This window comes from Nocardia sp. 852002-20019_SCH5090214, from assembly GCF_001665865.1.
Lineage (GTDB): Bacteria > Actinomycetota > Actinomycetes > Mycobacteriales > Mycobacteriaceae > Nocardia > Nocardia nova.
Genome location: NZ_LZMK01000037.1, coordinates 16,638 through 34,620, shown reverse-complemented (window position 1 = coordinate 34,620; position 17,983 = coordinate 16,638). Strand labels below are relative to the sequence as shown.

Below are 17,983 nucleotides of genomic sequence, written 5' to 3'. Positions count from 1 at the left end.
TTCGACGGGATAGTGGTGTGACGAGTGTCAGGGCTCCGGAGCGAAGCGGTGCGGAGGGCGATTTCTGGGATACGGCGCGGTGGCGGCCCGCAGTCGTGGCCGGGCGCTGGGCGCGGTGTCTCGGCGCGAGCCGGGGACGACGGGTCGCGGCGTGGCTGCTGCTGACGGTCCTGTTGCTGTTCGTCGCGCCGATCGGTGTGGGTGCGGTAGCGAGCGCGCAGTCGCGGACCGACGCCGCGGGTGCCTCGACAATCGATGCGATCGGCTGGATGGACGTGCGGGATTCGTCCGGAACAGCGGTCTCGGACTACGTCTTCGCCACCAACCACGGCAGCCTGCTGCACCCTGGGAACACCGCGCTGTCGACGGTGCTGGATTTGGAGTTCGCCGGTTTCATGGCGATCGCTGTCACCGCGATCTGGCTGATCGGGTACGCGATCAGTTTTCGCTGGCTGCAATTGGTCTCGGTGCCGCTGACCGAGGTCGCCGATACCCTCGCCGGACAGATCGGCACCCCGATGGTCATGACGGTGGCCGCCAGTGTCGGCGCGTTCTTCGTCGCGTGGTTCGTCCTGCGGGGGCTGTTCAGCAAGGCCACGCTGCAGGTGCTGACGATGCTGGCGGTCGCGCTGTTCGGGGTCGGCTATCTCGCGCATCCGATGGCCGATGTGCTGTCGCCCCACGGGCTGCTCGCCGAGGGCCGCGATGTGGGAGTCGCGGTGGCGGCCGGGCTGAACGGCGATGCGAATCCCAATCCCCAATCGGTGATTGCCACGATGGAGAACACGCTGGCCGACAATTTCGTGCGCCACCCGTTGCAGGTCTGGAATTTCGGGCATGTCGTCGATCGCTCACCGGCGTGCCGGGCCGAATGGTCGGCAGGAGTCGCGGCGGGCAGTGACGCCCGTGTCGCGAGCGGCATGCAGCGCTGCGGCGATACCGCGGCCTACACCAAATCTCAGAACCCCAATGCCGGGCAGGTCTGCACCGGTCTGCTGCTGTTGCTGTTCGCGGCGGTGCTGCTGCTGTTCGGGGTGTATCTGTCGGGCAAGATCGTGGTGGCGGCGGCCGAGGCGATCTATCACGCGTTCATGGCGATATTCGGTTTCGCGGCAGGCGGTTTCGTCTACGGGCCGACGCAGACCTTCCTGGTCCGCAATCTGGTCGACGCGTTCGTCTCGGCGGGCAAGATGGTCGCGTTCACCATCTATCTCGGTGTGTACGCGCTGGTGCTCGACGATCTGTTCCGGCAGACCCCCGGCCAGGGGATGGAGGTGATCTTCGTCGGCGGTGCGGTGATGGTCGTCGGCGTGGTGTTGTTGCGCCGAGTGGGCAAGAACGTCGCCGCGCGCGGCAATCAGGCTGTGGCGCGGATCGGTTCGGTTCTCGCGGGCGGGCAGGCCGGTGCCGGTGGTGCGGCTGCGGCGACGGCCGCGGGCGCGCCCTCGGGTTCGGAGCGGCTGCTCACCGCGCTGGCGGCGATCAATACCGTCAACGCGAACCCGGTGGCCGAATACATGATGGGGCGCAGGCGTTTTCCGCTCAGCTCGCGCTCGCGGCTGCGGCAGGACGCGGAGACGGCCAATATGCGCATCGCCGCGGAGTCGGGGCGCCGAGGCTGGATCCTGAACTACAACCGGACCAGGGAACAGATCATCGACTCGGCTCGCTCGGCTGCCGGCGAATACGGCCACACGCCGCTGGGCGCCGCGGTCGCGGTGGATCGCGTCGTCGACCGCGGCGGCGGCCTCGGTGACGCCGATTCCGCCCTGACCAGCGCCGGTTTCACCGACAAGCAGATGCGTCTGGATGCCATTCGCGCCTACAACTACCGCACCAGCTGGGGCCCCAACATGTGGGACGGAGACAAACATCTCGGCCAGGCGATCGCCTCGATGAACGTCCTCAAACTCGGGCGCACACCGGCGAACGTGGCGTTGTTCCAACGCACGGCCCACCGGCTGGCCAACCGCCGGTTCGCCGACCCGCAGTTGCGGTTCAGCAGTTTCGACGCCGAGGAGCAGGCGTTGTTGCGCGCCTACTTCGCCAACCCGAGCAAGCCGGTGATCGAACGAATCAACCAGGTCGCCACCGGTTCGGCGACCACGCTGCCCGGAATCACCGGCACCGTCGAACCCGAGCGCGCGGCATTGATGAACCGCTTCATCAATGTGCATCTCAGCCGCAGCTATCTCGCGGCCGCACAGGCGGAGGATCTGCCGGCCGCGTCGGAGATTCTGCGGAAGATGGCCTTGCCCGAGTACTGGCTGGGGACCAGCAAACTGACTCCGTCCAAGGCCATTCCGACGTTCTGATGCCGATCGATCCGTCGCCGAGGAGGTCGTCAGGGAGCTGGGTGCGAATCCGTGACGGCCGGGCCCGCGGTGCTGGTGACGTGGACGGGGAGGTTGTCGGCCCACGGCTGGCTTTCCACCATGTCGGCGACTCGGACTGTGCCCCTTTCGAATTCGCCGGTGGCGGCGTCGACGAGGCGGTAGGCCTGGACCTGGGTGTGGATGGGCTGGGCGTCGAGCAGCACGACCCGCACTTCGCCGGGTTCGAAGTGGCAGCGTTGCTGCAGGGCGGCGATGAGTTGTTCGTTGTGCATGTGCCCGTCGCCGAAGTTCCAGCCGATGGCGGTGCTGCAGATGCGTTCACCGTCGGTGATGGTGTATTCGTCCTCGCGGCCGGCGGGCATGGCGCGGTGCACGAGGGTGAACAGGGCGCGGCCGTGGGTGTTCATGGCGCGGAAGGCGTAGCCCAGATACAGCGGGATCTGGGCCCGGTCCTTGCCGTAGTAGCGCTCCATCTGCGCCTGCGGCATGCTCGCGATCGCGACGATGTTGCGGTCGATCTTCTGCGCCGCCGAGGGTTTGACGCACCACACCGTGGTGTCCCAGTTGCCGGCGTAGTAGCGCATCCCGGGCAGGAACGAGATCCGGGAGGGCAGCAGGTTGCCGGTGATCACGATCGCGACGAGGACCGCGAACAGCAGCACCGGCAGCCAGGGATGCGTGGCGTCGGCGAAGCCGATGTCGGCGTGGGCGACGAACAGCACCCCGAGCCCGAACATCATGAACACGTTCCACTCGAGCGGTACGCCCATCGGGATGGCGGTCAGGATCGCCAGGTGGAAGCACAGCAGGATCACCGCCGCCACCGCGGTGGGCCGGCCGCCGTGGGAGAAGAACAGCACGATCGGCGCGCACATCTCGACCGCGGTGCCGCTGTGGGCGACGAATCGCGACAACCAGCCGGGCCGCAGGTCGTCGGGGAAGTCGGCGAAGAAGCGGCGCTTCAGCCATCGCGGGCGCACGATCGGGCTGTTGGACATCATGGTCGAGACCACGAACGGGAAGTGCCGGTTCAGTTTCGAGGTCGCCGCACCCATCCAGATGACGACGAAGACGAGTTTGGCGGCCAGGATCGCATCGGCGCCTCCGAACAGGAACGCCACCGCCAGCGAGCCGTAGACCTCGCCGCGCGCGGCCAGGAAGATCACCTTGTCGCGCAGTCCCAGCACCGCCAGCACGGCGACGACGAGGCCGACCTGCCAGGCCGGCAACAGTCCGACGGTGGTGTCGAGGGCGGGGATCGGGCCGGTGCCGTCGGACAGCAGCGCCCACAGCAGCACCACCAGCAGCAGCGCGTAGAGCGCGGCGTCGACCGGGGTGCGGGCGGTGCCGCGGGTGAGCGGGACCACGCGCGGCCACGGTGGGAGCCGGATCGTTCCGGGCCGCAGCCAGTACAGGATCGATCCCATCGGCGGGAAGTAGCGGTTGTTGAGCGGCCCGAATCCGCAGCCGAGCCCGATCACCTCGAACAGCATCGTGTAGAGCACGGCCTTTTCGAACACGATCGGTTCCGACCACCAGCTGCCCACATCGGTGAATCCGTCGATGCCGCTGGTGCTCAGCGCGAACAGCCAGCCACCGAGGATGTAGAGGCAGATCTTGACGACGTAGAACAGATGCAGCACCACCGGTGTGCCGAAGCCGACCTCGGCCCAGTGCCGCGCCATGAGCCGGATGCGCTCACTGCGGCCGCTGTTCTCCCACTGCTGTTGATCGACGACCGGCAGTTCCGGCTGGACGAACCCCATCAATCTCTCCGTTCCCGCGTCCGCGGCCGGTCACGGCACCATGACCGCGGTGTTGCCCTTCTCGCTCGACGTGACGAGGATGTCGCGGCCGATCGGATCGTCCACCGCGGCAAGGCTTTCCGGCGCCATGATCGCCAGGAACCGGCTGTCGTCGGCGTGCAGGCGCCCGACGACCAGTCCGGTGCGCGGCTCGAATGCGTGGCGCACGGTGTAGGTTTCGATCCGGGCCGGCCCGTCGGCGCGCGCCCGGCTGGGCACCTGCGGGGCCGACGCCACGGCGCGCTGCAGGTGTGCGCTGCGGTCGGGCTCCCAGGGCGCCGGCGTGGTCGAATACACCCCGACCGAGTATTTGCTCATGATGCCGCCGTTGGCGCCCACCAGGCCGAAAGCGCCCGGCTGGTCACGCATCCGGGCCACGGTCTCGGCGATCGCGTGCATCGAGTAGTTGTTTCCGGGGCCGCCGAAGAACGGCAGCCCGCCGGTCACGGTGAGCCCGCGCGGGTCGTCGGTGGCCAGTCCGGTGCCGTCGCAGAAGTTGAACACCGCGACGGGGAAGCAGCTGTAGAGATCGAGGGTGGTGAGGTCGTCGAGCCCGATTCCGGCCACCCGCAACGCTTCTCGCGCCGCCGTCCACGCGGTGGGCGCGGCGCCGAGGTCGGGGCGGGCGAGCAGGGTCTGCTCCTCGAGGTCGGCGTGGCCGCGCAGATACACCAGTTTGTCGTCGGGGACGCCGAGCCGGCGGGCTTTGCCCAGCGACATCACCACGGCCGCGGCGCCGAGGTTGACCAGATCGCGGGCCACCATCAGGCGTGGAAACGGGTCGCAGATCATCCGGTTCGAGTCGGTGACGGTCGCCAGTTCCTCGGCGCTGCGCTCGACCGGTGCGGCGGCGAGAGGATTCTTGGCGGCCACGGAAGTGAACGGCGCCAGCAGTTTTCCCATTTCCAGGCGATACTGCTGCGGTGTCGCGCCCACGCGCGCGCGGCGGGCGTTCTCGAGCAGGCCGTACTGGGTGGGTGCGCCCATGACGGCGTGGGCGATCAGGTTGTCGTCGACGAACGATTCGTATCCGAAGCCGCGGTCCTCGAGCTGGCCGGCGGCGGTTTCGGTGAAGTCGGGTCGGTCGTCTCGCCCGGCGTAGTGGCGCTCGGTCGAGATCGCGTCCGATCCGGTGATGAGCACCGATTCCAGTCGCCCGGCGGCGATGTCGGCGGCGAACTCGGTGAGCAGATGTTGCGGCCCCTGCCCGCCGACCACCTCGAGCACGGCGCGGGCCGGGTCGATGCCCAGTCGCCGCGCCACCGAGCGCGGGTAGTTGTCGGAGCGGCCGAGCGGGGCGCGCACCGGCGCCGAGATTTCGAATTGGCGCACCCCGGCGATGAGTTCGACGCTCGCGGCGGCGTCGGCGTAGCGGACCTCGGTGTCCTCGAGGGCGGCGCGGGCGGCCGCGGCGGCGAGGTCGACCGACGACATCTGCCGGTATTCGGAACTGTCGATGCGGTCGATGGCCTGTCCGACGCCCACGACGACCGGCGTACGCGAATCCACCATCAGCGGACCCCACCACTGCGTGCGGTCGTGCCGGCTGCCCGTCTCATGGCAGTGACAGTAACACGGGAAATAGAACCTGTTACAGACGTTTGTCTCAGGTGGTGGCCCGTTGTGAGGCCGCGGCGTGCTCGCCGAGATCGGCGAGAGTGAGCCGGTGCCGCGGCGCGTGGTCGACGACGGTGTGGCGGGCGGTCACCAGATCGGGTCCCACGTGCAGCAACCGGCCCACCGGCAGCTCACACCAGCCGGGATCGCTGTCCATGCGTTCGGTGGCGATGACCACGGCCGGATGGTCGGCCAGCGCGGGGGAGTGGGCGCGGATAGGGCCGGTGCCGGCGTGGTCGAGGTGTTTGCCGCCGCCGGGTCCGCCCGCGGCGCGTTCGAGGACGAACAGGTCGTGGGTGTCGGGATAGCGCAGGGCCCACAGATCCTGCGCGGTGGTGAGCACGAAGTTCAGCGCGAACACCGGCAGGTTGTCGGCGATCCACCCGACCGCCGCGCCGATCCCGGCGACGACATCGCCGTCGTGTTCGTCGATGCATCGGGTGACGAGCGCGAAGACCCGTTCGGAATCGGTTTGCCCGGCGACCAGATCGCGGTAGTCACCCAGCGCGCGTTCCAGTTCCGGCAGACCTCCGACGACACCGTTGTGGGCGAACAGCCGCCCGTGTTGCTCGAACGGGTGGGTGTTGGCCGCGACCGTCGCCCCGGTGGAGGCGTAGCGCACGTGGGCGAGGAAGGTCGCCGATTCGCACTCCATGGCCTCGCGCACGAACTGCTTGTCGTCGTAGGCGGCGATGGGCTGCTTGCGCACCAGGGGCCGGCCGTCGGGTTCGAAGGTGCCCAGCCCGGTGCCGTCGGGTTCGCGGCGGCTCTGCCGCGCCAGGCTGTCGGAGGCCTCCAGCAACCAGAATGTCGCGTGCACCCGCTGCGGTGCCGCGCTGAGCCCGAACAATCGGCACATCGATTCACCTTTCGCCGCGCCGGCACGGACCGATAATCCGCCTCGGACGAAAATGCTTGTCGCGCTTCGATATTCAGTGCACGGCCATCGGGGATTCTCGCCGATGACGCGGCCACGGCCGCCGGACCGACCCTACCCGGGTGCGGCGAAACGCGAGGCCCTTCGGCCCTGGATCGGCGGTTGCCCGCCGTGCACTATGAGGTGATCAAAATGTGGCGGAACCGGAAAGGGGTGCTCGTGGCGAGGAAACGGTGGAGCGAGCTGGACGAGCGGACACGGCGGCTGATCGTGGCCGCGACGGTGGTCGAAGGGATCTTGAAAATCGCGGCGCTGATCGATATCGCGCGCCGGCCGGCCGCGGAGATCCGGGGGTCGAAACTGCGGTGGGCGACCGCGGTGACACTGCTCAACTCGGCGGGTACGGTGCCGATCGCCTACTTCCTCGCCGGACGCCGGCAACCGGGCCGCACCCCCTCCTGAGGCCGGTCACCGTTCGCCGCGATAGTCCTGGCATCGGCAGCGCTCGGCCGCCGGCCCGGCGCCGCCGTCGCGCGAGACCAGGACTCCGGCGTCCACGGCGCTGCGGCAGCGGCCCGATACCGGGTCGTGCACGATATTGGAGTGCCCGCAGTGCGAGCACAGTCGGCGCGTCACCTTCCGCGGCACCAGAACCAGCAGTACCAGTGCCGAGAACGCGACGGTGACACCGACGAACCTGAGCAGATGTGGCCAATCCATTTCACGACCTCACTTTCCGGCCCAGTCCGCCGCGGCCGACCGCGATCAACGCCGTCGCAGGTGCATGCCGTAGGGGACCGCCTCGAGCAATGTCACGTTCACCGACGCCCCGCTGGGAATCCGGTACGAGCACACCTGCCCGGGCCGGGCACCGGTGAGCGCGCTGCCCAGCGGCGACTCGGGCGAATAGACCTCCAGCTCCTCGGTGTCGGCACCGTCGCGCCGGCCCAGCAGGAAGGTTTCGGTCTGCTCGTCGTCGAACCGGACGGTCAGCACCATCCCGGGTTCGGCGATGCCGTCGTCGGCGGGCGCCTGCCCGACCACGGCACGATCCAGCAACTCCTCCAACTCCAGCCGGCGCAACCGCCGCCCGGCCGCGGACTGTCCGTCCTCGTCCCCGGGACCGTGCTGCGCCGACCGCAACTCCAGTAATTCCCGCCGTAGCCGCTCGTACGCGTCCTGCGTCAACCAGACGCCTTCCGTTCCGGTCATCTCATTCTCTTCGTCCACTGCCGACAACACCCCGGACCCCGGACGGCACCACATCCGCCGCACCGAGGTCCATCTCCAGAGTGACCCGCCGGCACACCGGCTACATTGTCAGCAGAAAACAATCTCGATCGCACAGATTGTCAGTGGCGAACAGCGTGGCGCTCGCCCCGCTGTCCAGGAAGGAGCGGTGATCTGCGCCGATGGTGAAACTGGATCGGTTGATCAATATCGTGAGCCGCTACGGCGCCCGCCTGCACGGCACCGTCGTGGACCGCACCGTCGAGATCCACAGCGTCGCGGTCCACGATCCGATTCGCCCGCACGCGGCCACCGGTGACGTGTTCCTCGCCGTCGGCGCGGCCGACCTGGCCGAAGCGCTCGCCCTGGGCATCGACGCCCGCGCCGGCGTGATCGTGGCCCGCACCTCCGAGACACCGGACGCCCGGATCCGGCAGCTGCTCGACGATCGCGGCCCGGCTCTGATGACGGTCGATCCGAGCGTGTCCTGGAGCCAGATCGCCTCGGTGGTCTACGGGCTCGTGCTCGAGGGCCGCGAAACCGAATCCGGGCGCGGTCCCAGCGACCTGTTCGCCCTGGCCGACACCATTTCGGCGTCCCTGGACGGGCCGGTCACGATCGAGGATCAGCTCTCGCGCGTGATGGCCTACTCGACCGCGCACCACGACACCGACCCGGTGCGCTCGGACACCATTCTGGGCCGCCGCATGCCCGATCGGGTACGCCGATTCTTCGAGGAGCAGGGCATTTTCGCCCATCTCGCGCGCTCCGACGCGCCGCGCTACATCCCGCCCGCGCCCGAGCACGGGTTGCACGGGCGCACCGTGGCCGCGGTGCGCGCGGGCCGGGAGCTGCTGGGTTCGGTGTGGGTGTCCGGGCGTGAGCCGCTCTCGGCGGATCGGGCCAGAATCCTGCAGGAGGGCGCGCACACCGTCGCGCTGCATCTGCTGCGGTCGCGCGTCAGTGCCGATCTGGAACGGCAGGTCGAGTCGGAGCTGGTCATCGAACTGATCGAAGGCAGTCCCGACGCGGAGGCCGCGATCGGCAAGCTCGGCATCCCGGCGCGCGATCTGCGTGTCATCGCGTTGCAGGCCCACGCCGAGCAGGAACGCAACGCCGGCATCCTGCTCGCGTTCGAGCGCGCCACCACCGGTTTCGGCTGGTCGCGCGTGGGTCGCAGCACGCTGTTCGGCAATACCGTCTACACGCTGCTGCCGGCCGGTGAGGACCCGGCGCCGGCGTACCGGTGGATCGCCGACATCGCCGCGAGCCTGCCCGCGCACATGACCGTGGTCGCCGGAATCGGCGGCACCGCCGACGCGCGGGAGCTGCCCGCGAGCCGCCAGGAGGCCGACGAGTGCATGGCACTGCCGGCGACCGCCACCCCGGAACCGGCCTGCTACGACACCGCCTGGGACCGGGTCCTGATCCAGCGCCTGCGCTCGATGGCCTCCACCGGCCGGCTCCCGTCCCGAGATCCCGTCGCCCAGCTGGCCGAGATCGACGAGCGGGCCGGCACCCAGTACCTGCCCACGTTGAAGGCCTGGCTCGAAGCCCACGGCGATCCCGCCACCGCAGCCCGCACCCTGGCCGTGCACCCCAATACCGTGCGTCATCGGATGCGGCGCATGCGCGAGCTGGACTTTCTCGACCCGGATGATCCGGCCAAACGCACGGCGATGCTCATCGCCTTGTCGATCCACACCGGCTGAGCTCGGGCGGAAAATCGGTGGAGGCGGTGCCTCAGCCGGGCTAACGTCGCGCGGCGTGAGCATCGACGCGCAAGCCGGCAAGTGGGTGGAACTCAACCGCGCCAATTGGGACGAGCGCGTACCGATTCACGTCACGAGCGAGTTCTACGATCTGGACGGTTTCGTCTCCGGCGCCGAAGCGCTGCGCGACTTCGAACCCGACGAGGTCGGCGACGTGCGCGGAAAACGCCTGCTGCACCTGCAATGTCATATCGGCACCGATACCTTGGCGTGGGCGCGTCGCGGTGCGAGCGTCACCGGCGTGGACTTCTCCGAGCCCGCTGTCCGCACCGCGACCGACCTGGCCGCCCGCATCGGTATCACCGGCGCGCGGTTCGTGACCGCCAACGTCTACGACGCGGTGACGGCACTGGACCGCGACCGCTACGACATCGTCTACACCGGTGTCGGCGCCCTGGTCTGGTTGCCGGATCTGGTGCGCTGGGCGTCGGTGGTGGCCGAGTTGCTCACGCCGGGCGGCTTCGTCTACCTGACCGAATTCCACCCGTTCGGCGACATTCTCGCCGAGGCCGACGGCCGCACCGTCGCCTACGACTATTTCGATCCCGCGCCGCAGGTGTTCGACGAGCCCGGCACCTACACCGACCCGGACGCGGCGACCACTGCGAACATGACAGTGCAGTGGCAGCACGGCATCGGCGACATCATCAGCGCACTCGCCGGTGCCGGGTTGCGCCTGGAGTTCCTCCACGAACACGACTTCACCCTGTATCCGCGGTTCCGCAACCTGGTCGGGGACGGCGGCCGGTACCGTCTGCCGCCCGGGCAGCCGCGGGTTCCGTTGCTGTTCTCGCTCCGGGCATCGAAACCGGACGACTGCTGAAACACGCCGGCGCCGTGGGCTTTCGCCGAACAGCCGGTAGCGGGTGTCGCTGTCAGTGTTCGTCGTAGTGGCCGTCGTGGGGCGCGTGCCGATGCCCGTCGTGGAGATAGTCGACATGATCGCCGTGCGGGATGGCGACGTGCCCGCAGCCTTCGCCGTGCACGTGCTCGTGTCCGGCGTGTTCGGTGTGCCCGCTCGGTTCGCATTCGTCGACGTGGTCCCCGTGCACTCGGTGGATATGGCCGTCGTGCAGGTAGTCGACGTGGTCGCCGTGCGGCACCGCGACGTGCCCGCAGCCCTCGCCGTGGGTGTGCTCGTGTCCGGGATGGGTGGTGTGCCCACTGCTCGTCATCGGCGTTGCTCCCTTCGCTACGGCTCCCTCGATACTTCGTATCCTCGCAGGCATCGAGGCATTTGCGAAGGGGTTGCTCCCACACCGCCCGCCGCGGATTCACACCGGCCGGTCACTCACCGCCGGACCGTATGTGGAAGACGTCGGCGGTGAGGAAGTCGCCGCGGTGCTGGTCGTGATCGAGTGCGGGGCGTTCGTCGCCGCGGGTGGCCTGCCGCCAGATCGGGCTGTCGACGAAGTGGTTGTCGAATCGCTCTTGGGTGTCCAATATTTCGGCCGGATCGGCCAGTCCCCGGCGGATGCGGTCGCCGAGCCGGAAGTAGTCGAACCGCTCGATCCCGGGGGTGAACACGATCAGCACATCCGCCGCCGAGGTCGCGGGAGCCGCCCAGGCGTGGGTGGTGTGCGGCGGGATCAGCAGGAAATCTCCCGCGCCGATCTCGTGGATCTCGTCTCCGGCGAGCACCCGCAGCCGTCCGCCGAGCAGGTAGAACAGTTCGGCCGAGGTCGAATGATAGTGCGGCGGCGGCCCGTCGGCGCCGGCCGGCAGGAACGCCCGGTTCGCGCTGAGCACCCCGCCGGTCGTGTCGTGATCGGCATACAGCCGGACGCCCATGGTGTCGAGTGTTTCGGCGTCGTCGTGGCGGACGAGCAGGGCCTCGGTGTTGTTCGCGATGGTCACAGCGATCTCCTCACTCATTTCCCGGAACCGCTCCGGTCGCTACCGAAGAGGTGTGGCGGGTCGCGTGTGTGACATCGCGGTCACCGGACGCCGTTCAGCTTGTCCGGGTTGGTGATCGAGTAGATCGCGGTGATCCGGCCGCCTTCCGGTTCGAGGTCCACCACGACCACCGCGAGCGGGCTGCGACCGGTGAACACCAGGGCACACGGATCCGCCCCGGCTCGGCGGTAGCGCAGATCCAGCCCGGCCGGCACGGTGGCGGCGACGGAGACGAACAGTGCGGCCACCGCGTCGCGGCCGTGCACCGGTTGCAGGCTCGTGGCCGGTCCCTTGCCGCCGCCGTCGGTCCACAGCGTCACCTCGGGTGCGAGAACCTCGAGCAGCGCGGGGAGGTCACCACCGAGTGCCGCACGCGCGAATCGTTCGGTGACCTCGGCGTGCACCGCGGGGGCGGCGCGATGGCGCGGACGCCGGGCGTGCACATGGCGGCGAGCGCGGGCCGCGAGCTGGCGCACGGCCGCCGGATTGCGATCCAGAATCCGCGCGATCTCGGGATGACCGAAGCCGAACACGTCGTGCAGGACGAAGACGGCCCGCTCGAGCGGTGACAGCGTCTCGAGCACCACCAGCAACGCCATCGACAGCGACTCCGCTCGTTCGACGCCGGCGCTCGCCTCCTCCCCGGACACCAGCGGTTCGGGCAACCACTGGCCGACGTAGGTCTCGCGGCGTCGGTTCACCTCGGCCCGCTTGGCCAGCGCGGCGTTGGCCGCGACCCGGACGAGGTAGGCGCGGGGGTTCTCGACCGGCTCGGCGCCGGGATCGCGATGCCGCCCGGCCCACGCGAGCCACACGTCCTGCAGCACGTCCTCGGTGTCGGCGACACTGCCGAGCATGGTGTAAACCACCGAGAACAGCAGCTCGCGGTAGGCGAGAAACCGATCGGTGAGCTCGTCGCCGGCGGCATGCTGCGGCGTCGACGCCATGGTGAACCTCCTCGGCCGTTCGATCGTCTGCCACCACAGAGTCCCCGAACCGCCCGGGTGTGACATCACCCGCGGACGGGTGATCCGGTTGCCCGGTGGTGATCCGGCGGCGGGGTGAGATCGTCGAGCACCACCAGATTTCCCCCGGCCTGTTTGGCCCGGTACATGGCGGCGTCGGCGGACTGCAGCAGCCGGTCCGGGGTCGGTCGCGGACATTGCGGGCAGATTCTGGCGTCGTAGACGGCGACACCGACGCTCGCGGTGACCTCGACCGTGGTGTCCGACGGTTCGGCGACCGTGCGGCGCAGGCGCTCGGCCTCCGCGCGAGCGAGATCGGCGGCGATCGGCGCGGCGACCACGAATTCCTCTCCGCCCGTGCGAGCCACCACCGCGGAGCGTCCCGCCGCCTCGTGCAGGCGCCGGGCGGTTCGCGCCAGCACGGTGTCACCGACGCGGTGACCCCAGGTGTCGTTGACGCTTTTGAATTTGTCGAGGTCGAAGGTCATGACGCTGATCGCCGGGTGCCGGTCGACCAGGAGCGGGAGCCGAATCTCGAGGCCGCGGCGATTCAGCAGTTCGGTGAGCGGGTCCGACAGCGATTCGGTGCGCAGCAGCCAGTAGAGGATCTGCAACGCGGGCAGGGCACTGACCACCGACACGAACAGCAGCAGCCCGACCGCGAGCGCCAGGCGCAGTTGCCCGCCGCCGGTGGCGATGCGCACCGACACCACGACCACCGCCAGCAGCGACCACGCCGAATGCGCGGCCAGCACCCGCGCATTGTGGAAGAAGCCGAGGTAGCTGCCGGTGACCACGAGCAGTACCGTGCCCATCGCCGCGAACACCCGATCCGGCACCTGCAGGAATTCCAGGATGAACAGCACATCGGCGCCGCCGATCAGCAGCAGCGATTCGGTTTTGCCGGGCCAGCGCAGCAGCCACCAGCGCAGTGCCCACAGCACCCCGCACGACACTCCGACCGCGGACGCGACGCCGGGATGGCCGGGCGGTCCCACCGGTGAGCCCGTGATCACCGCTCCCATCGCCGCGATCATCGCCCCGGCGACACCGACCAGCACTTTCAGCGGACCCAGCGCCGATCGGGCCGTCAGGCTGCGTACCAGCCAGCAGTAGTCGACCGGATCGTTCCACCAGGCCCGCAGTGTCTTGCCGCCATTCATCGACTCACCCTCGCACCCGGCCGGGTTGCCCGGCCGTCGCTCGTTACCGGTGCGAGAATCCTTGTGCGAGGACCTCAGGAATCTCACCAGCTGATCCGCAGCAGTCTAGACCGGCAACTCGGGCCCATCGGGCAAAAATGTGGCACTTGCGCGACGGCCGCCGCGAGCGACCGGCCCGCGCGCATCCCGCGCGTGCCGCCTCGCCGGGATCGCGCGCATCGGCTCAGCGATCGCCGGCCGCCAGCAGCAGACGCGCCACCGAGGTCAGCCGGTTCGCCATCTCCCGGTAGCTGTAGTAGCCCATCCCGGCCTGGATCATCGCCCCGCTGACGGCGATGGTCAGGGCGTCGAGAAGCTCGCCGGTGCACGCGTCGCCCAGGGCGGTGCGGACGCGCTCGCTCAGGGCGGCACCGATGCGGGTGCGCAGGGCCGACACGTCGGGGTCGTGGCTGAGGATCGCGGCGGAGGCGGCCAGGCTCAGTTCCGGTTCCTCGGCCATCAGGTCACCCATCTCGATGAACACGGCCGCCAGCCGCTGCGTCGGCGTATCTCCGGTGACCGGCCGCGCACACCAGGTGCGGATCCGGCGCCAGTACGCCTCGGCCACCAGATGCTGTTTCGCCGAGAAGTAGCCGTAGGCCGTGGCGTGGGTGAGACCGGCGCGCCGGCACACCTCCCGCATCGACAACTGGTCGTAGCCCTGTTCGCGCAGCACGTCCAGACCGGCGTCGAGCAGGCGGTCCACGGTCTCGGCGGAGCGCCCGGCCAGAGAGCGCCGGGGCGGGCGAGGATGTATCGCGGCCTCCACCATGGGGCAGACACTAGGATATACGCCTGTAAACAGCAAAGCCGACGCCGGACCCAGCGGGTGCGGAACGACCGACGAGGCACGATGGCATCCACCTCCACTCCCGCGCCGGGGCGCACCGAATTCGATCTGGGACAGGTCACCCTGCACGCCCTCACCTGGGGCGACCCCGCGGCGCCGCTCGCACTGTGCCTGCACGGCTACCCCGACACCGCCTGGACGTGGCGCCATCTCGGACCCGCACTGGCAGAGCACGGGTACTACGCCGTCGCACCGTTCAGCCGCGGATACGCTCCGTCGTCGGTGCCGGCCGACGGTGACCTGTCGACCGGCTCGCGCGTCGCCGACGCTCTCGGCATCGCCGAACGCCTCGGCGCCGACCGGGCCGTCGTCATCGGCCACGACTGGGGCGCCTTCACCGCGAATGCCATTGCCGCACTGCCCGAATCACCGTTCCGGGCCTTCGTCGCCGCGGCCGTTCCGCCCCTGGCGAGCGTGCGGATCACCCGCGGCGACCTCGCCCGCCAGGTCGGGCGGACGCTGGCGCAGTCGGTGAACAGCTGGTACATCCTCGCCAACCAGTTCCCGGCCGTTCCCGAACGGTTGTTCACCTCGATGACGGCATTCCTGTGGCGGCGATGGTCTCCCGGCTACGACGCCACCGACGACCTCGCTCACCTCGCCGCGGCCGCACCGCTGCAACACCGCTCGGCGATCATCGGCTACTACCGGCAACTGGTCCGGCCGCGGCCGACGCGACCCCGCGACCTCGACCGACTGCTGATGAGCCCACCGATCCACCCCATACTGCAGCTCTACGGCGCCACCGACGGATGCCTGCGCCCCGGCTTCTTCCACGATCTGGAGCGCCACCTGCCCGCGGGAAGCCGCGTCGTCCGCATCGCCGACGCGGGGCATTTCCTGCATTTGGAGAAGCCGGAGGAGGTCGACCGGATCATCCTCGACTACCTCGGCCCGGGCCGGTAGCCGCGGTTCACTGCGCCGTTTCCCCGATCAGCCGGCGCAGCAACCCCGCGTGGTAGAACAGCGACTCGACATCCTCGGGTCGCTGCATCTCCCCGAAGTGCACCCGGCGGGCGCCGGTGCGCAGGAACACACACGCCCAGACCACGGCCGAGTAGACGTAGAACCACCGCAGGTCACCGAGTTCGACACCGGTGAGGCGACGATACGTGTCGCGAACATCGTTCTCGCGCAGCACATTCGGCAACCCCGGCAGCCCGGCCAGCCCGCTCAACTCCTGAAACACCAGATGCGCGAACACACACCACGCGACGTCGAGTTCGCGGGGGCCCACCGTGGTCATCTCCCAATCGAGGACCGCGGCCGGACGGAAGTCGCGGTACAGCACATTGCCTATCCGCGCGTCACCCCACAACAGCACGGTCTCACCGGCCGCGATCTGCTCGGGCCAGTGGGTGTCGAGCCAGTCGAAGGCGCGCTCGACCAGCGCTGAACCGCCGATGTCGGGGACCGAGAACTCGTACCACGCCCGCAGCCAGGCCAGATTCCTGCCCAGCGCGGTGTCGCCGGCGCGGTCGGCGACAAGGAACCCGAATGCGCTGTCCGCGTCGGGAATCGAGTGCAGCTTCGCGAGCACCTCGATGGTGGCGTCCTGCAGTTCGCGCTGCTGTTCGGGGGCCGCGTCGTAGAACCAGTTGCCGCCGAACGTATACGGCATCACATCGGGCGGGACGATTCCCTCGACGTAGTCCATGATGAAGAACGGCGCCCCCAGCACCGTTCCCGTGTTCTCCAGAAACCGCACCCGCGGGACCGGAATGCCGGCCCTCGTACCGGCGGCCTCGATCACCTGGGCCTGATGATCCAGGCGGTAGACCGGAAAGACCGGGACGTCGGCCTCGGTGGGCGCCACCCGCATCACCCATTTCCGGTCCACGGGCGCGCCGTCGTCGTCCCAGTGGGCGGTGAGCACGATCGTCTCCGAGGACATGCCGTTGGCGTCGATCCCGCCGACCACGGTGATCTCGGGCCGCTGCCCGTTCGGCATGACCGTGGCCAGCCAGTCGGCGAGGATCGAGGGCAACTGGGTGACGTCGCGGCTCGAGCTCTGCAGCCGGCTGACGTTCTCCACGGTCGGTTCGGTAGCCACTGGCTGCCTCCTTTCACTCGGGCGGGTCACCCACGGGCCGCGCGGCTCTCATCGGGCGCCGATCGTGACCGGCATATGCCGGATACCGGTGTGTTTGTTGCTGCGGACGTACTCGACGGGCCCACGCGGAGTGAGGGTTTCGACCCGATCCAGCAGCGCGTCGAACATGACCCGCATTTCCATCCGCGCCAGCGACGCGCCCAGGCAGAAGTGCGCGCCGCGCCCGAACGCCACGTGCGGGTTGGGGTTTCGGGTGATGTCGAAGCGATGCGGGTCGGTGAACACACTGTCGTCGCGGTTGGCCGAGGCCCACCACAGCGTGACCTTGTCACCGGCGGCGATGCGGTGGCCGCCGATCCACACGTCCGCGGTGGCCGTGCGCCGGTTGTAGGGCGTCGAGGACGCCCAGCGCAGCATCTCCTCCACGGCAGCCGGCAGCCGAGACCTGTCCTGCTGCAACCGTTTCCACAGCTGTGGCGATTCGCTGAGCGCGGCCGTGCCGATGGCGATGGAGTTGCGTGTCGTCTCGCTGCCCGCGGCCACGACGAGGGACAGGAACAGGTGTTGTTCGGCATCGGTCAGCGGCTCGTCGTCGACGAGTGCGTGCGTGATCACCGACAGCAGATCCTCACCCGGCGCGACGCGTTTGCGCTGCAGCAGATCCGCGGCATAGGCGAACATGCGAGCCTGCGCCCGAGCGAGACGGTCGTCGACCTCACCGACTTCGCGGCCGTCGTAGTCCAGGGTGACGTTCGCCCAGTTCATCAGTTCGTGGCGATCGGCTTGCGGCACACCGGCCAGTTCGGCGACGGCCTGCAGCGGCAGTTCCGCGGCCACGTCGGTGAGGAAGTCGCAGTCTCCCTTCGCCACGGCCGCGTCGACGATATCGGCCGCGCGCCGGCGCAGGTCGTTCTCGATCCGCCGCAGCGCTCGGGGAGTGGTGCTGGGGGCGAGCAGGCGACGGATTTTCGCGTGGCGGGGATCGTCCATCATGTTCAGCAGCGCCCCGACCGGCACACCCAGCGGCATATCCTCGAGCGTGGTGCCGCCGCCGTCGCGTCCGCCGCCGGATTCGGAGGAGAATACCGTGGTGTCGGTGGCCGCGGCGACGATGTCGGCGTATCGGCTGAGCACCCAGAAACCGTCGCCGCCGGGGCTGTGCGCGGTGGGCGGATGGAACCAGACCGGCGTTTCGCGCCGCAGCCGATCGAATATCCGGTGTGGGAAGCCGTTGGTGAACCGGTCCAGGTCGGTGAGGTCGATGTCCTCGTGCACGACGTGTCACCTCCTTGCCCACATCACGCTTGCCCACATCACGAGATCGCCTGTCGGCGGCTGCCGGGCGCCGTCGCACGACCCCGGCAGCCTGCACCTTACAGG

17 protein-coding genes are annotated in these 17,983 nt (G+C 69.2%); 5 read left to right on the top strand and 12 right to left on the bottom strand.

The window, feature by feature from the left end; genetic code table 11:
* The first annotated feature begins 17 nt into the window (after positions 1–17).
* Positions 18–2,315, top strand: a complete 2,298-nt coding sequence (locus A5780_RS04320) for a hypothetical protein (RefSeq protein ID WP_064907771.1) — start codon at positions 18–20, stop codon at positions 2,313–2,315.
* Positions 2,316–2,344: 29 nt separating this feature from the next.
* Here the strand turns inward: A5780_RS04320 and A5780_RS04315 are convergent, their stop codons facing one another.
* The 3 genes from A5780_RS04315 to A5780_RS04305 form a co-directional block, all read right to left on the bottom strand.
* Positions 2,345–4,102: a DUF3556 domain-containing protein gene (locus A5780_RS04315; protein WP_063016756.1), complete on the bottom strand. Its 1,758-nt coding sequence runs from the start codon at positions 4,100–4,102 to the stop codon at positions 2,345–2,347.
* Between the two features lie 30 nt (positions 4,103–4,132).
* Entirely contained in the window at positions 4,133–5,656 is a 1,524-nt protein-coding gene (locus tag A5780_RS04310; protein WP_064907770.1) for an acetyl-CoA acetyltransferase, read from the bottom strand.
* Between the two features lie 91 nt (positions 5,657–5,747).
* Positions 5,748–6,617 carry a class II glutamine amidotransferase gene (locus A5780_RS04305; protein ID WP_064907769.1) on the bottom strand — a complete coding sequence of 290 codons (870 nt, stop codon included), beginning with the start codon at positions 6,615–6,617 and terminating at the stop codon, positions 5,748–5,750.
* 237 nt (positions 6,618–6,854) lie between these two features.
* Here A5780_RS04305 and A5780_RS04300 point away from each other — a divergent pair, with 237 nt between their 5' ends.
* Positions 6,855–7,097: a hypothetical protein gene (locus tag A5780_RS04300; protein WP_227463174.1), complete on the top strand. Its 243-nt coding sequence runs from the start codon at positions 6,855–6,857 to the stop codon at positions 7,095–7,097.
* Between the two features lie 6 nt (positions 7,098–7,103).
* Here A5780_RS04300 and A5780_RS04295 read toward each other — a convergent pair whose 3' ends face one another.
* A complete protein-coding gene (locus tag A5780_RS04295; protein ID WP_030516939.1) occupies positions 7,104–7,355 on the bottom strand; it encodes a hypothetical protein in 252 nt (83 codons plus the stop codon).
* 45 nt (positions 7,356–7,400) lie between these two features.
* The gene (locus tag A5780_RS04290; protein WP_063016795.1) at positions 7,401–7,847 is read right to left on the bottom strand and encodes a GreA/GreB family elongation factor; all 447 of its coding nucleotides are present in this window, start codon (positions 7,845–7,847) and stop codon (positions 7,401–7,403) included.
* Between the two features lie 200 nt (positions 7,848–8,047).
* Here A5780_RS04290 and A5780_RS04285 point away from each other — a divergent pair, with 200 nt between their 5' ends.
* Together A5780_RS04285 and A5780_RS04280 are read left to right on the top strand one after the other, a co-directional pair.
* Positions 8,048–9,577 carry a CdaR family transcriptional regulator gene (locus A5780_RS04285; protein WP_064904366.1) on the top strand — a complete coding sequence of 510 codons (1,530 nt, stop codon included), beginning with the start codon at positions 8,048–8,050 and terminating at the stop codon, positions 9,575–9,577.
* A 55-nt stretch (positions 9,578–9,632) separates the two neighbouring features.
* Positions 9,633–10,460: a bifunctional 2-polyprenyl-6-hydroxyphenol methylase/3-demethylubiquinol 3-O-methyltransferase UbiG gene (locus tag A5780_RS04280; RefSeq protein ID WP_231982846.1), complete on the top strand. Its 828-nt coding sequence runs from the start codon at positions 9,633–9,635 to the stop codon at positions 10,458–10,460.
* Between the two features lie 52 nt (positions 10,461–10,512).
* Here the strand turns inward: A5780_RS04280 and A5780_RS04275 are convergent, their stop codons facing one another.
* The 5 genes from A5780_RS04275 to A5780_RS04255 all read right to left on the bottom strand — a co-directional run bounded on the left by A5780_RS04275 (position 10,513) and on the right by A5780_RS04255 (position 14,472).
* Entirely contained in the window at positions 10,513–10,812 is a 300-nt protein-coding gene (locus A5780_RS04275) for a hypothetical protein (RefSeq protein ID WP_063016746.1), read from the bottom strand.
* Positions 10,813–10,924: 112 nt separating this feature from the next.
* On the bottom strand, positions 10,925–11,494 hold the full coding sequence (locus A5780_RS04270) for a cupin domain-containing protein (RefSeq protein WP_231982845.1): 570 nt from the start codon (positions 11,492–11,494) through the stop codon (positions 10,925–10,927).
* Positions 11,495–11,574: 80 nt separating this feature from the next.
* A complete protein-coding gene (gene sigJ / locus A5780_RS04265; RefSeq protein ID WP_064907768.1) occupies positions 11,575–12,480 on the bottom strand; it encodes an RNA polymerase sigma factor SigJ in 906 nt (301 codons plus the stop codon).
* 65 nt (positions 12,481–12,545) lie between these two features.
* Positions 12,546–13,661 (bottom strand): GGDEF domain-containing protein, encoded by a 1,116-nt coding sequence (locus A5780_RS04260; protein ID WP_063016742.1) that lies wholly within the window; start codon positions 13,659–13,661, stop codon positions 12,546–12,548.
* Positions 13,662–13,884: 223 nt separating this feature from the next.
* Entirely contained in the window at positions 13,885–14,472 is a 588-nt protein-coding gene (locus tag A5780_RS04255; RefSeq protein WP_064907767.1) for a TetR/AcrR family transcriptional regulator, read from the bottom strand.
* A gap of 81 nt (positions 14,473–14,553) precedes the next feature.
* Here A5780_RS04255 and A5780_RS04250 point away from each other — a divergent pair, with 81 nt between their 5' ends.
* The gene (locus A5780_RS04250) at positions 14,554–15,456 is read left to right on the top strand and encodes an alpha/beta fold hydrolase (protein ID WP_064907766.1); all 903 of its coding nucleotides are present in this window, start codon (positions 14,554–14,556) and stop codon (positions 15,454–15,456) included.
* A 7-nt stretch (positions 15,457–15,463) separates the two neighbouring features.
* Here the strand turns inward: A5780_RS04250 and A5780_RS04245 are convergent, their stop codons facing one another.
* Together A5780_RS04245 and A5780_RS04240 are read right to left on the bottom strand one after the other, a co-directional pair.
* Complete coding sequence (locus tag A5780_RS04245) at positions 15,464–16,603, bottom strand: phosphotransferase family protein (RefSeq protein WP_064907765.1); 1,140 nt, start codon at positions 16,601–16,603, stop codon at positions 15,464–15,466.
* Positions 16,604–16,651: 48 nt separating this feature from the next.
* Complete coding sequence (locus tag A5780_RS04240; RefSeq protein ID WP_064907764.1) at positions 16,652–17,878, bottom strand: cytochrome P450; 1,227 nt, start codon at positions 17,876–17,878, stop codon at positions 16,652–16,654.
* Between the last annotated feature and the right edge of the window lie 105 nt (positions 17,879–17,983).